General features: G+C 56.7%; 10 protein-coding genes. 6 read left to right on the top strand and 4 right to left on the bottom strand.

Annotated features, from left to right (window positions below; genetic code table 11):
* Window positions 1–66: 66 nt before the first annotated feature.
* From FJV47_RS16325 to ppk2, 4 genes are all read left to right on the top strand, one after another.
* The gene (locus tag FJV47_RS16325; protein ID WP_159614841.1) at window positions 67–1,035 is read left to right on the top strand and encodes a quinone oxidoreductase; all 969 of its coding nucleotides are present in this window, start codon (window positions 67–69) and stop codon (window positions 1,033–1,035) included.
* A 250-nt stretch (window positions 1,036–1,285) separates the two neighbouring features.
* Window positions 1,286–5,221 carry a Pls/PosA family non-ribosomal peptide synthetase gene (locus FJV47_RS16320; protein ID WP_159614839.1) on the top strand — a complete coding sequence of 1,312 codons (3,936 nt, stop codon included), beginning with the start codon at window positions 1,286–1,288 and terminating at the stop codon, window positions 5,219–5,221.
* A gap of 12 nt (window positions 5,222–5,233) precedes the next feature.
* The gene (locus FJV47_RS16315) at window positions 5,234–6,535 is read left to right on the top strand and encodes a M1 family metallopeptidase (RefSeq protein ID WP_159614837.1); all 1,302 of its coding nucleotides are present in this window, start codon (window positions 5,234–5,236) and stop codon (window positions 6,533–6,535) included.
* Between the two features lie 66 nt (window positions 6,536–6,601).
* A complete protein-coding gene (gene ppk2, locus FJV47_RS16310) occupies window positions 6,602–7,498 on the top strand; it encodes a polyphosphate kinase 2 (RefSeq protein ID WP_159614835.1) in 897 nt (298 codons plus the stop codon).
* A 13-nt stretch (window positions 7,499–7,511) separates the two neighbouring features.
* On the opposite strand, the gene FJV47_RS16305 is transcribed toward ppk2, so the two are convergent.
* The gene (locus tag FJV47_RS16305; protein ID WP_159614833.1) at window positions 7,512–8,183 is read right to left on the bottom strand and encodes a 4'-phosphopantetheinyl transferase; all 672 of its coding nucleotides are present in this window, start codon (window positions 8,181–8,183) and stop codon (window positions 7,512–7,514) included.
* A 10-nt stretch (window positions 8,184–8,193) separates the two neighbouring features.
* Entirely contained in the window at window positions 8,194–9,708 is a 1,515-nt protein-coding gene (locus FJV47_RS16300) for a DUF5129 domain-containing protein (protein WP_159614831.1), read from the bottom strand.
* 318 nt (window positions 9,709–10,026) lie between these two features.
* On the opposite strand from FJV47_RS16300, the gene FJV47_RS16295 reads away from it, so the two are divergent.
* Window positions 10,027–10,545: a phosphoribosyltransferase gene (locus FJV47_RS16295; RefSeq protein ID WP_159614829.1), complete on the top strand. Its 519-nt coding sequence runs from the start codon at window positions 10,027–10,029 to the stop codon at window positions 10,543–10,545.
* A gap of 100 nt (window positions 10,546–10,645) precedes the next feature.
* Window positions 10,646–11,107, top strand: a complete 462-nt coding sequence (locus FJV47_RS16290) for a GNAT family N-acetyltransferase (RefSeq protein WP_159614827.1) — start codon at window positions 10,646–10,648, stop codon at window positions 11,105–11,107.
* 17 nt (window positions 11,108–11,124) lie between these two features.
* Here the strand turns inward: FJV47_RS16290 and FJV47_RS16285 are convergent, their stop codons facing one another.
* Window positions 11,125–11,331, bottom strand: coding sequence for a hypothetical protein (locus FJV47_RS16285; RefSeq protein ID WP_159614825.1), 207 nt, complete (start codon window positions 11,329–11,331; stop codon window positions 11,125–11,127).
* 156 nt (window positions 11,332–11,487) lie between these two features.
* Window positions 11,488–14,028, bottom strand: coding sequence for a phenylalanine--tRNA ligase subunit beta (gene pheT / locus FJV47_RS16280; RefSeq protein ID WP_159614823.1), 2,541 nt, complete (start codon window positions 14,026–14,028; stop codon window positions 11,488–11,490).
* Window position 14,029: the final 1 nt, after the last annotated feature.

Raw genomic sequence — 14,029 nt, 5'->3', positions numbered from 1 at the left:
AAACTGTCCGTAGAGACCCTGCGGGAATTGTCCGAGGGACGCTGAGAATTTCAGGAGTGAAGCACGATGGAGCAACAAGCCATAACGGTGAACGAACCTACCGACGCCAACGGACTGCAACTAACTCAGATCCCAGTTCCGTCCCCGGGCGCCGGTCAGCTGCTGGTGAAAATCGCTGCCACCGGCGTGAACTTTATCGAGACCTATCAGCGTAGCGGCGTCTACACGATGAATTACCCCTTTGTTCCCGGCTCAGAGTTTTCTGGCATTGTCGAGCAGATCGGCGAGGGAGTCCAAAACTTCAAGATTGGCGATCGCGTCGCCACAGCTTCGGGAGCGGCAGGTTACTCGCAGTACGCGTTGGTGGATGCAGCCCTCACCGGCAAGGTTCCGGACGCAGTAGATTTGAGCGTTGCTGCGGCCTTGCCACTACAGGGCATGACCGCTCACTATCTAGTTCATTCCAGCTATATGGTGCATAACGGTGATGTCATCTTGACCTATGCAGGAGCTGGCGGAGTGGGCCTGATTTTGACCCAACTACTCAAGCTCAAGGGCGCCACCGTCATCACCACCGCCTCCACCCAAGAGAAAAAGGACTTGGCCAAGGCTGCCGGCGCTGATTACGTGGTGGATTATGACCAGGTGGCCGCCACCGTCGAAAAAGTTACCGACGGCAAGGGAGTGAACGCGGTATACGACGGGATAGGCAAGGATACTTTCGAAACTTCGCTGGCGGCCCTGCGCCGTCGCGGAACGTTGGTGCTCTTTGGTGGCGCCAGTGGTCAGGTGCCACCGTTTGATTTGCAACGGCTAAATGCCGGCGGTTCGCTCAGCGTCACCCGCCCCAAGCTCAACGACTTCCTTACCAGCGAGCAGGAAATGCATTGGCGCTTTGGAGACATGGTGGGCTGGGTGGCCACCGGAGCGATCGATGTGCGCATCGGTGCCCAGTACCCGCTAACCGAAGCAGGCGCTGCCCATACCGCTTTGGAGTCCCGATCCACCACCGGCAAGGTCATCTTGCTGCCGTAATTACCAGCCACAGGTCGTAAGAGACAACATCGTTGATTCTTCGAACGGCCTGTGGCGTAGTAAAGGTGAAATTTATGAGATGTAGCCGACAATTCATATAGAGCTAGGCTTAATCTCGCTTACCAGCGTATTAAATAACTATGGGACCACTCATCCCACCCCTCCAGGATCCATTTCGTTTCTGGGTCGCACTCCCCCAGCGCCCCAACACAACTGACACATTTATGTGAAAGCGATGGATCCGTTCACAATGAACAACGATCAACTTTCGGTACCGGATCAAGAAATCTACACCCCCCAATTTCCTTCCGGTGCACTAGCACCGGCTGCCCGTACCCTCATAGATATCCTCACCACCACCGCGCAGGATCACCCCGACGCGGCGGCCATTGACGACGGTGAACGCACCGAGAGTTACGCCGAACTTATCGAAGAGGTCAAAGCCAAGGCGCTGCGCCTGCATGAGCAAGGTTTGGGTGCCGGTGACCGTATTGGCGTGCGCGTACAGTCCGGCACACGCCACCTCTATGAGTGGATCTTGGCAATCCTTTGGGTGGGCGCTGCCTATGTACCGGTGGATGCCGATGACCCAGATGAGAGAGCCAAAACGGTATTCACCGAAGCCGAAGTTGCAGGCATCATCAAGGGCAGGGACACCATCGTGGTCAATTCCCAACGCACCAAGCCTTTTGGCGCCCCGCGCCTGCCACGTCTTGAGGACGACGCCTGGATTATCTTCACCTCCGGGTCCACTGGAAAGCCCAAGGGCGTGGCCGTCACCCATCGTTCAGCTGCCGCCTTTGTGGACGCTGAAGCCCAGATGTTTCTGCCAGCTGACCCGCTGAACTCTTCAGACCGCGTCCTTGCCGGACTATCCGTCGCGTTTGACGCATCCTGCGAAGAAATGTGGATCGCCTGGCGCAATGGCGCCTGTCTAGTACCGGCCCCACGCGCCTTGGTCCGTAGCGGCATGGATTTGGGCCCTTGGCTGATTTCTCGTTCGATTACCGCGGTATCTACCGTTCCGACCTTGGCTGCACTATGGCCTTCCCAAGCCTTGGAATCGGTACGCCTTTTGATCTTTGGCGGTGAAGCTTGCCCGCCAGAACTGGCAGCACGCTTGGCCACCGATGGCCGTGAAGTCTGGAACACCTACGGGCCTACCGAAGCCACGGTAGTTGCGTGTGGCGCCACGATGGACGGCTCACTCCCGGTACGCATCGGCCTACCCTTGAACGGTTGGGATCTGGCCGTTGTTGATCCACAAGGTATTCCGGTAGCCGAAGGTGAATCAGGTGAACTGATCATCGGCGGTGTGGGCTTGGCCCGCTACCTGGATCCGGAAAAAGACGCAGAAAAATATGCTCCCATGCCAACTCTGGGCTGGGAGCGTGCCTATCGTTCCGGCGACATGGTGATCAACGATTCATTGGGACTGATCTTCATTGGTCGGGTGGACGACCAGGTGAAAATCGGTGGACGCCGCATTGAACTCGGCGAAATTGACGCAGCACTAAATTCCCTGGCCGGAGTTTCCTCGGCTGCCGTCGCCGTTCGAGAAACAGCCACGGGCAACAAGATTTTGGTCGGCTACCTGCAGGCACCGGAAGATTACGACCTGAGTGCAGCGCGCACCGCCTTGTTGGAAGATCTTCCAGCACCCATGGTTCCGATTCTTGCGGTCATGGACAACTTACCGATGAAGACGAGCGGCAAGGTCGATCGCAACGCACTGCCTTGGCCACTACCCGGAACTGAAAACGCTGAACCATCAGAAGATCTTCCCCAGCTTGATGAAGTGGGCGAATTTATTGCCGAAGCATGGCAGGGAGCACTTGGTGCCCCGGTGGCAGGGATCGACGCGGACTTCTTTGCCTCCGGTGGCGGCTCCCTCTCTGCAGCACAGTTGGTTTCTGCCTTGCGCGTTCGCTACCCAGATCTGACGGTCGCTGAGCTTTATGACTACCCTCGCTTCGGTGCGCTGGTGGAATATCTGGGCGGGCAGCAAGTAGCCAGTGAACCGGTGCAGCCGCGCACCGTGGTGCGCACCAAACGACTTACCCAGTTGGCACAAACCCTGGCGTCCTTCCCACTGTTTATCCTTTCGGGACTGCGCTGGGTGACCTACCTATTGCTCGGGCACCTGGCGCTCGTGGCCATGAACGTCTTTGAAGATCCATTGCCGGCGCCGAGGTACGTCATCGCCGCATTGTGGTTAGTTTTCGTCACCCCCGTCGGGCGTATGTGCGTATCCATAGTCGCTAACAAGATACTGCTGGCTGGGCTGAAACCCGGGACCTATCCCCGTTCCGGATCCGTGCACCTACGTCTGTGGCTAGCCCAGCAGGTGGCCGATGTGGTTGACCCGATCTCGCTATCCAGCGCACCATTACTTCCGTGGTATGCCCGAATGCTCGGCGCAAAAATTGACCGCACCGCCACCATGCATACCCTGCCACCGGTCACTGGCATGCTCACCGTGGGTGCCGGTGCCACCATCGAACCTGAAGTAGACGTCAGCGGCTACTGGATCGATGGCGACAAGGTCCATGTTGGTGCCATTGAAGTTGGAGACAACGCTTCCATCGGCGCTCGAAGCACCTTGGTTCCCGGAGCTGTGATCGGTGCGAACACCATCATCGATGCTGGCTCGGCCGTATACGGCGCAACCCGTGATAACTCGCGTTATGCGGGCTCACCGGCTGTCCGTCAGTCCAAAGCGAAGCCAAAGTGGCCTGAGCAGGAACCGACCTATCGTAAACTGCCTCGAGTCCTCGGTGGCATTGCTTCGATCCTGCTCAATCTTTCCCAGTGGACCCCGATTCTGCTCGCGATTGTCGCCATCACCCCGATCCTGCGTCCGGCACATTCGCTGGCAGAAGTAGGGTTCAGGTTCATTCCGGCAGTCATCGTGGCAGCACTAGTCTGGTTCTTTGGCAGCATGCTGCTGACCATCATCATCGTTCGCCTACTCTCCATTGGACTGGTTGAAGGATGGCACCCGGTCACCTCCCGCGTCGGTTGGCAGGCCTGGGCAACGGAACGTGTACTTGATACCGCCCGCGATCAGCTCTTCCCGCTCTATGCATCCTTATTCACCCCGATCTGGCTGCGCCTTTTGGGGGCCAAGGTTGGCCGCGACGTAGAAATTTCAACGGTCCTACTCATTCCAAAGATGACGACCATTTCCTCCGGAGCATTCCTAGCCGATGACACCATGGTCGCCTCCTACGAACTCGGTGGCGGTTGGATGCATATCGCACCGGTGCGCGTAGGTAAGAAGGCGTTCCTCGGAAACTCCGGCATTCTGCATGCAGGGCGCCGGGTGCCTAAGCGTTCCCTCATTGCAGTGCTCTCGGCAACCCCTAAGAAGATGAAGGCAGGCACCTCGTGGATCGGTTCGCCTCCGCATAAATTGCGCCGCACCACCGTTGAAGCAGAGTCCGAGCGAACCTATCAGCCAGGACTGAAGCTGAAGATCATGCGCTCCTTCTGGGAGTTGACCCGTTCGCTGGCTGTCTTCACTTCGGTGGCGATTGCCGGTGGCGTGCTGTGGTCGCTGGCTACCCTGATCAGCTACGCCAATATTTGGGTGGCTATCCTCCTCTCCGGTGCCGTCTTGGTTCTTGCCGGTGCCGTAGCTGTGATCATTACCCTGATCGCCAAATGGTTGGTCGTTGGCGTTATTCGCCCAGGCGAACACACACTGTGGAGTTCGTTTATCTGGCGTACCGAAATGGTTGATTCCTTCACCGAGTTGGTTTGCGCCCAATGGTTTGCACGCCAGGCCGCCGGCACTCCAGCGTTGGTCTGGTTCCTACGTGCCCAGGGTGCGAAGATTGGCCACGGTGTCTGGTGTGAAAGCTACTGGTTCCCAGAAGCTGACCTCGTGACCTTAGAGGATCACTCAACGGTCAACCGTGGCACCGTCCTGCAGACTCACCTCTTCCACGACCGCATCATGTCAATTGACAAGGTCACCTTGGGAGCGGGAGCCACCTTGGGCCCACACAGCGTGATCCTGCCAGCTGCTCAAATCTCCGAAGGTACAACCACTGGCCCGGCCAGTTTGGTACTTCGTGGAGAAATCTTGCCTGCCAATACCTACTGGCGTGGCAATCCGGCAGTACGCTGGAACATCAACCCAGATCAACAGCCATCGTCAACCATTGCACAGGAAGCCTGAGGATACATAGTTATGCCCCATCGCATACTCGATGATTACACCAAACACTATGGCTCAGGAACATATACGGTCGAGCACTACGACGTGAATCTCGTAGTGAAGCTGGCCAGCAACCATCTTGATGGTCGCGCTACACTGCTGATTCGTGCGCTCGAAGACCTCAACGAAATTGAACTTAACCTCAACGGGCTGAAGGTCAGTAAGGCCACCTGCCAAGGTCGTAAAGTTTCGGTGGGCAAAAAGCATCACCGGGTGGTGGTTTCCACCCCAAGCCAGGTTAAGGCCGGCGAACACATCGAACTTCAGCTTCGCTACGCGGGTAACCCCAGCGTTGATAATTCGTTGTGGGGCGAAGTGGGCTGGGAAGAACTCACCGATGGTGTTCTAGTTTCTGGTCAGCCGGTTGGCGCCTCAACGTGGTTCCCTTGCAACGATCATCCCAGCCATAAGTCCTCCTACCGATTTGAAATCTCCACGGATGCTGGATATCGCGTTGTTGCTAACGGTAATTTGATTTCTCATCGTCGTGCGGCCACCCGTGAAACCTGGGTGCATGAGCAGCGCGAACCCATGGCCACCTACCTTGCGACCTTACAGATCGGTCGCTACCGCGAAATTTCCTTTGATCGCGGTGGGCATCTTGTGGCGTACGCAGTACCGGGCACCGATCTGCCGGTGCGCGGGGCTTTTGCCAAACAAGGCGACATGGCCGAAATCTTTGAAAAAAAGTTCGGTCCCTACCCCTTCGAGCATTACAAGATCGTTGTGGTTGATGACGAGCTTGAAATTCCCCTGGAAGCTCAAGGCATGAGCATTTTTGGTCGGAATCATCTGTCCTTGGACTGGGAAGCACAGCGGCTTATCGCCCATGAATTTGCTCACCAGTGGTTCGGCAATTCGTTGACCCCGGATCGCTGGCAAGATATCTGGCTCAATGAAGGATTCGCCTGCTTCAGTGAGTGGGTCTATTCGGATCAAGCCGGCATCATGTCCCTGGAGCAGCGTGCGCGCGCAGCATACAAGATGTTGGATGAGCTCCCCCAAGATCTGCAAATCGGCGACCCCGGGCCCGAGGACATGTTTGATGACCGCGTCTACAAACGCGGGGCACTCACCCTGTACGCGTTGATGAAGGCCTTGGGCGACCAAACCTTCTACGCCATGCTTCAGGACTGGACCGGCACCTATCAGCACAAGAGTGTGGACACCAATAAATTCACCGAGCACGTCAAAAAACATGCGCTCGGAGTCGACGTTAGCTCCATCTTGGAGCAGTGGCTTGACGAACTCGCGTTGCCCGATTTCCCGGCCTAAATTCACCGCATCCGGGTTCAAAACCAGTTCACTGACCGTTAATTTAGAAATCTTAGGCTTACGAGTATGAGTGTAGAAGTTCCCCTGATCGACGAAGCCTTCCGCGGCTTTACGGTACTGGACGATGATGATGACGATCCGGTGTTACTCCGAGCGGACGGCAGCGTGGTTGATACGTGGCGTGAGGATTACCCTTACGGTCAAAAGCTTGACCGCGACACCTACGAAGTGGAAAAGCGTGCCTTGCAAATTGAGTTGCTCAAGTTGCAGAAGTGGGCCAAAGCCAATGGACGTCGCATCATGATTGTCTTCGAAGGCCGGGACGCTGCCGGCAAGGGCGGGACGATCAAGCGCTTCACCGAGCACCTGAATCCTCGTGGGGCACGCGTCGTAGCACTGGAAAAACCGAGCGAACGCGAATCCACCCAGTGGTACTACCAGCGCTATGTGCAGCACTTCCCCTCAGCCGGAGAGATCGTTCTTTTTGATCGCTCTTGGTATAACCGTGCCGGGGTCGAGCGTGTCATGGGGTTCTGTACGCCAGAACAAGTTGAGCATTTCCTGGAGCAAACCCCGTCCTTTGAAAAGATGGTGGTAGATGAAGGAATCGACCTAGTGAAATTCTGGTTCTCGGTTTCGGCCAGTGAACAGCTCACCCGCTTCACCATTCGTCGGATCGACCCAGTGCGCCAGTGGAAGCTCTCCCCCATGGATCTTGAGTCATTAGACAAGTGGGAGAAGTACACCGAGGCGAAAAAACAAATGTTCCTAAAAACCGACACCGACCATGCGCCGTGGACTGTGGTGAAATCTAACGACAAGAAGCGTGCTCGTCTTCAGGCGATGCGGCACGTTTTGGACCGCTTCGATTACAAGGGCAAAAACCACGAGTTGGTAGGTTCCCCGGATCCACACATTGTGGGTCGCGCCGCGAACGTCATCACCCATGGCGAAGAGTTCTAGGACGTTTCAGTTTTTACCGCACGGTAATCGCGGTGGCCAGCAGGCCATCGCCCACCCGGGATTCGCTGACCCATTTCCCACCAAGCACTGACAGGTCAACCCCGCTGTGTACGGGGTTGACCTGCAGGATTCTAGCGGTGAAAACTCCTGGCTGTTGACCGACCGTGATCTCGCATTCAAGAAAATCAAGCCAGCGCCGCGCCAGTGGATACCACGTTTTGAAGACGCTTTCCTTGGCGCTGAACATCAATTTGTCCCACGCGATGCTGGGATCTTCAGCTTGCAGTGCGGAGGCCAAGCGCTGTTCTTCCGGCAACAGGATCATGTCGACCACTTCTGCAGGCAGCGCCTGATGCGGTTCGGCATCGATTCCGATACCGCTAAAATCACCGGTGCTGGCCACTGCAGCGGCTCGCAGCCCGGCTGCATGCGTCATGCTGCCCACAATATTCGGAGGCCACACCGGCGCCCTTTGCTTATCGGGTACCAGGACGTGATTGCCGTGCCCAAACTGGGCTAGTGCTTGGCGAGCGCAAATGCGCACGGTGCGGAACTCCCGTTGACGGGCCTCGACCGCGTCGGCCACGTACTGATCCTCTTGCCAGAATCTGGGCCCGGCATCAAGCTCGGTTCGCGTCTCGACCACGCTTACAGCGACAGGTAATAGCTTGGAAAAAATTTGCATGGGTTGATGCTTAGAACCGCGAGGATCCACCGGAGCCTGAGAAACTACCGCCACCGGAATATCCGGTAGATACCGACCCGGATGAGCTAGCGGATTGGCGGGATTGATCTACCGAGTTGGTTCCTGCGCTATAGCCAGCGTTGTAGCTCCCAACGCTCCAGTACAGCGCTCCGGGGTTTAGTACGTCCAGGATGGTTCCGCTACGCGGGCTGTAGCCCGTGGTGGAATAGCGGGAGCGTTCCATTTCCTTACGCATTTCTTCCTTCTCGTCTTCATTCTGCGCATAGGCTTCGATTTGAGCCTTGGAAAATTCGTCCAAACGCTCTGTCAGCCCGAGTCGAAGATCGGAGAGCTGGTCCAAGGCCGCATCGACGTCGAGCTGTTCAGCCTTCAGTTGGGTTCCGAGCGATTCCAGCGATTGTGTTGCGCTCTCGCGGTACGAAGCGAGTGCCGCAGCGCTGCCCTGCAATTCTGGCTCCACGTCATCGATCAGCGTGGAAATTTGGGCAAGATCGTCTGCCAGTGGTTTGGTCTGCGCGCGCCAGGCATCTTCCCACGAGGCCGAACGGGTGTAGAGCGTGGCAGCAGCGATGATGGCGTCATCGGTGAGATCAAGGTTTTGCGCATCGGTCTTGAACTTCTTAGCCTCCTCCACGCCACGGCTTGAGGAACGGTACTTCTTCTGCGCTGCCTCCAGCTTGGCCTGCGAGTCGAAGGATTCACGATACTTCGAGAGGAAGTCGGCAAATCGTCGTTCAAGTTCGGCGGCGTGAGTTGACCCGGTGGGCAGCGTCTTGGCAGCGATTTCCGTCTCATCTAGGTCCATGGTGACGTTGGTGAGGTGTTCGGTTCCGCTTTGTAATTCTTGGGCGAAACTCTTGCGTCGCGCGGAACGCATCGCCGCTGTTGAGATCAAGACAATACCGGCACCGCCACCACCTGCCGCGACGGTCCACCAAAGGGCGGGGCTTTTGTACCACGGCCTGTTCATGATCGCCGAAGCCTTGTCGGCAACCGCGATCACACCGTCGGTCCACCGCGACAGGTTGAAGTCGTCATAGCCTGCTTCGTGGATGCTCTCCATCTGGCTGGTGCTAACTTTGCGATCCTCGCCAAAATAGGTGCCAATTTGGCCGTCCCCGCGGCCTTCAACCGACAGCGTGATGATCAACAACCCGTCGGCCCAATAGTCGCCGTAGTCATCTGGTTTGTCTGAAATCCACTCAGGATGCGTCGACCTCGCGTACTGCAGGGTCTTGGTGTTGATGTCATCAGAGTATTGACCGTTCCGGGTGTAAACCACAACGTTCGTAGGCTCATTAAAGTCGAGATTATCAAGCGCGACTTCTAGCCGCGTTTTGTTGATGACGTCCGCCGTATCATCTACGGTCACAGTGCCAAGGTTTTCACTAGCTGAAATCTGAACAGTTGAAAGTGCCTGAGCCGGAGCTGCCAAAGGCAAACATGCCAGCGCTATTACGGCCAGAGAACTGGCAACTCGAGTACGTCGAACAGTGCGCCACATGGTTATCGCTCCCGAGCTCTAGGCAATGTTTACTTCTTCTTCTAGTTTCCCAAGTTCTTTGAGCAAAATTCAACATATAAGCGCACAGTTACTCGAAATTGGGTCGGGCCCCCTTAAGATCCTACATAACACATTCAGCCTATTTTCAGCATCGATTCTAGCCGCTCCAAATCTGACGTGATGCACTGCTCACCGCGACATGACTCATCGAATATTCTCCTACTCAAATAGCAAAGTGCGCTCGGACTCGTGATGAAAAACCAATTGTCATCATCGCTTTCTGCACCATCAATTGAAAAACAGCGCTAAAATTACAGAATGACTAGCATTGATGATTCCGGCGCATCCGTACTTTCAGAGCCAGAGCGCGAGATCCTTACTTGGGATACTTTCGGCGAGGCTTCACGCGAACTGGCTCAGACCATTGTCGACAGCGGCTTCGAGCCGGACATCGTCCTTGCGGTAGCACGCGGTGGGCTTCTGTTGGCAGGTTCAATCTCCTACGCCTTGGGCGTGAAGGCCTGCGGCGCGTTAAACGTTGAGTTCTACACCGGCATCGGCACCGTATTGCCAGAACCAGTTGTTCTTCCACCAATGCTGGATGATGGCCACCTTCGCGATAAGAAGATCCTGATCGTAGATGACGTCTCGGACTCGGGCCGCACCTTGGAAAAGGTTGTTGATTTGGTATCCGCATGGGGCGCAGAGGTCAAGACCGTCTGCCTCTACACCAAGCCACGCACCATCATGGTTCCAGATTTCGAATGGCGTCGCACTGACAAGTGGATCACCTTCCCATGGTCTGATCTGCCACCAGTGACCGCAACCGCAAAGTAAATATTTCTCATTTCTGTAGGGAACGATCACAGGTCGTTTCCTACAGTTCTTTAACAAGCGCCATTAGATTCCACGCGTGCCACTGCTTTAGGCTGAGCATATGGATTCCTCGATATCGCTCACCGCATTGAGAGTCAGCGACACGGAATTTATCTCAACGCTCGCAGCCGATCAGCGCGTCACTGCTTTTATTGGTGACGGTGAACCCTGGAGCCTTCAGTACACCAAGGAACGCATTGATACTGCGATCAGTAGCCCTGGGATATCTTGGTTTATCGCTCGTTTTCAGGGACCTAGAGTGGGACTGTTCACCGCAGTTACCCGTGAAGAGGCCACAGAAATCGGCTACTGGATTGCCCCAGATCATTGGGGTCAAGGATTAGCCAAGAAAATTGTTTCTCTTGGCATCTCCGCGCTAAAGACCGTTGGTGCCACCGAATTGATGGCGCGAGTCTCGACCGAAAACATCGCTTCGCTCAAAGTTTTGGAGCGTCTGGGGTTCGCCGTTCGTGATGAGGCTGAAAATATACTGGTCCTACACCTGAGCCAGATCCAAGACTAAGTACCCTTTATCGACGATTATGGCGCGAAGCTCGAAGGACGTAACGGGTCTTCGGATTCATCCGTAGGCTGGTAGCTAGGCGTTGGTTCATCTTTCAGGTGCGCTCCTGCGCCTCGTTCGATGAAGACAATCACGCCCCATCCTGCAGCGATCAGCGCACCAATAGCGAGTAGTCCGAGGAATAAAACCAGCAGTACGGCACTGCACGAACGTAGACCCTTCACTGCCGGTCACACAACCTTTTCATCTCGTGGCTCGATTGAGCCATACCCAGGTTCAATTGTAGTCGCACAACAACTTTTTGATTCACTGGCAATAGCAATGCCCCACCGTTTGCTCATAGAGTTTCAGAGCAATCGATGGGGCATCGGCAGTTTGCGCTAACGCTGGGTTGCACCAAACTTCTGCGCCGCTACGGCGACAGCCGCGGCGCGTGCCTCGGAAGCCTCATCAGCGGTCAAGGTACGGTCGGTAGCACGGAAGCGCAGGCCGAAGGCCAAAGACTTCTTGCCATCCTCAATGCCCTTGCCCTGATAGACGTCAAAGAGCGCGACGTCTTCTAGCAGGTCTCCGGCTCCTTCGCGCAAGGCAGCAAGTACCTCACCAGCAACAACGTCTTGGTCAACAACCAAAGCTACGTCCTGAGTAGCCAGCGGCTGAGTGGACAACTGCTGTGCAACAACAACGGCAGGAGTTGCCTCCATCAAAGCCGCAGCATTCAGTTCCATGGCCACGGTGCGAGCTGGAAGATCCGAATCCTTGAGCAGCTGTGGGTGCAGTTCACCGGCGTATCCAACAACTTCGCCGGCCACCTTCAAAGTCGCAGCTCGGCCTGGGTGGAAGGCTTGGTGGCTACCCTGAGCAACTTCGAGCTCTACGCCTAGGATGTCGGCAACGGTGCGCGCGGCATCCAGTGCGTCAGCCCAGTCCCAAGCGCGTGGTGCGAATCCTGCAGCAGCAGATGCTTCGTTCCCGGTGAACACCGCAGCTAGGTGCCATGGCTGATTTGGGACGCCATTGAACAGCTCTGCCAGAACCTCTTCGCTAGGCTTGGCGCCCAGTGGAGGAAGAACTGAAGAACCCAACTGCTCACCCGGCTGGAATACGAGGCCGCCCTCGTACAAGGCCAGATCGCGGAAGCCACGGCCGATGTTACGGCGCGCGGTTTCCAACAGGCCTGGCAACATGCTGGTGCGCAGGAAGCGGAATTCCTTGGAGATTGGGTTGGCCAAGGAGATCGCTTTGACCTCGGTACCAGCTTCCGCTGCACCAAAGGTGTTGTTCTGCGCTTCAGAGACGAACGGGTAGGACAGGATCTCGGTCAGTCCTGCATCTGCCAAGCCCTGAAGCAGGCGACGACGCTGGGACTGCGCACGAGTCAGGCCACGGCCCGGAGGTGCTACCGGCAAGGTGGCTGGAATCTTGTCGTAGCCAACCACACGGGCTACTTCTTCCACCAGGTCTTCCTTGATGGCAAGGTCTGGACGCCAACTTGGCGCGGTGACCAGGAAGCCGGTGCTGTTCTTATCGACGCTTGCGCCAATGCCTTCCAGCGCAGCAACGGTCTGCTCGTCGGTGTAATCAACGCCGATCAGTGCGCTAGCAAAGCCAGCAGGTAGCTGGATCTGCGTGGCTGCAGGCTGTTCACCAGCGTCGGTGATGTTGGTGGTTTCGGTGCCACCGGCCAGCTCTACGAGCAGGTTCACCGCGCGCTGAGCTGCAATCGCCATGATGTGCGGGTCAACGCCACGCTCAAAGCGCTTGGAAGCTTCCGAAGGTAGCTTATGACGACGACGGGAACGACCGATGGAGACCGCATCAAAGTGTGCAGCCTCGATCAAAACACGGCTGGTGGTCTCAGATACTTCGGTCGAAGCCCCACCCATGACACCGGCAATGCCCAAAGCACCTGACTGATCGGTGATCAGCAGGTCCTCGGTGGAAAGCTCGCGTTCCTTCTCATCCAGCGTGGTCAGCTTCTCCCCCGCATTGGCGCGGCGCACGGTGATCTCACCGGTGAGCTTGTCGGCATCGTAGAAGTGCAACGGTGCGCCGAGTTCCAGCATGACGTAGTTGGAGATGTCCACGGCCAACGAGATCGAACGCATGCCGGCCAGCTGCAGGCGCGAAGCCATCCAGCGTGGAGTTGGCAGGCTCGGGTTGATGCCGGTGACTTCACGGGTGACAAAGCGGGTGCACCCTGGCACACCGTAAATTGGATCCGTGTCGGCAAGTGTCACGGTGTGACCGGCGCCGGTAGCTTCAGTGACCACCACGGTGGTAGTTGGATCGGTGAAGGAGGTTCCGGTTGCCAGCGCGTACTCGCGAGCGACGCCACGAATCGAGAAGCAGTAGCCACGGTCCGGGGTTACGTTGATCTCTGCGGCCTGATCGTTCAGTCCGAACAGCTCGAAGACATCGGTGCCCAGCTCCGGGTCCAACCCGTAGTTGGAGAGCACGATGATGCCGTCGTGGTCATCGCCGATGCCCAGTTCGCGAGATGAAGCGATCATGCCGGCCGAGGTGTGGCCGTAGGTCTTGCGTGGGGAGATCTTGAAGTCCCCAGGCAGTACGGCACCGGGCAGGGTGACAACAACCTTGTCGCCTTCAACGAAGTTGTGCGCGCCGCAGACAATTCCCTGAACACCGGATGGGTCGATGCCCTTGCCGGTCAGGGTCTGCTCGGTGCCTTCTGGGACCACTCGGACCTGGCACCAGTTGATGGTCTTGCCGTTGGAAGCAACTTCCTTTTCCAAGGAGAGCACCTGGCCGACCACGATCGGGCCCGAGAGCTCATCGGTTGGACGGTGGACGTCTTCTTCTTCAAGACCGACCTTAACTAGATCTGCCATGATGTCTTCAGCCGATGCATCGGCTGGAACCTGCGCGTACTCGCGCAGCCAAGATAGTGGAATACGCATT

Origin of the sequence: Glutamicibacter sp. JC586 (assembly GCF_009805585.1) — a bacterium.
Taxonomy (GTDB): domain Bacteria; phylum Actinomycetota; class Actinomycetes; order Actinomycetales; family Micrococcaceae; genus Glutamicibacter.
This window is presented reverse-complemented; position numbering and strand designations above follow the sequence as displayed.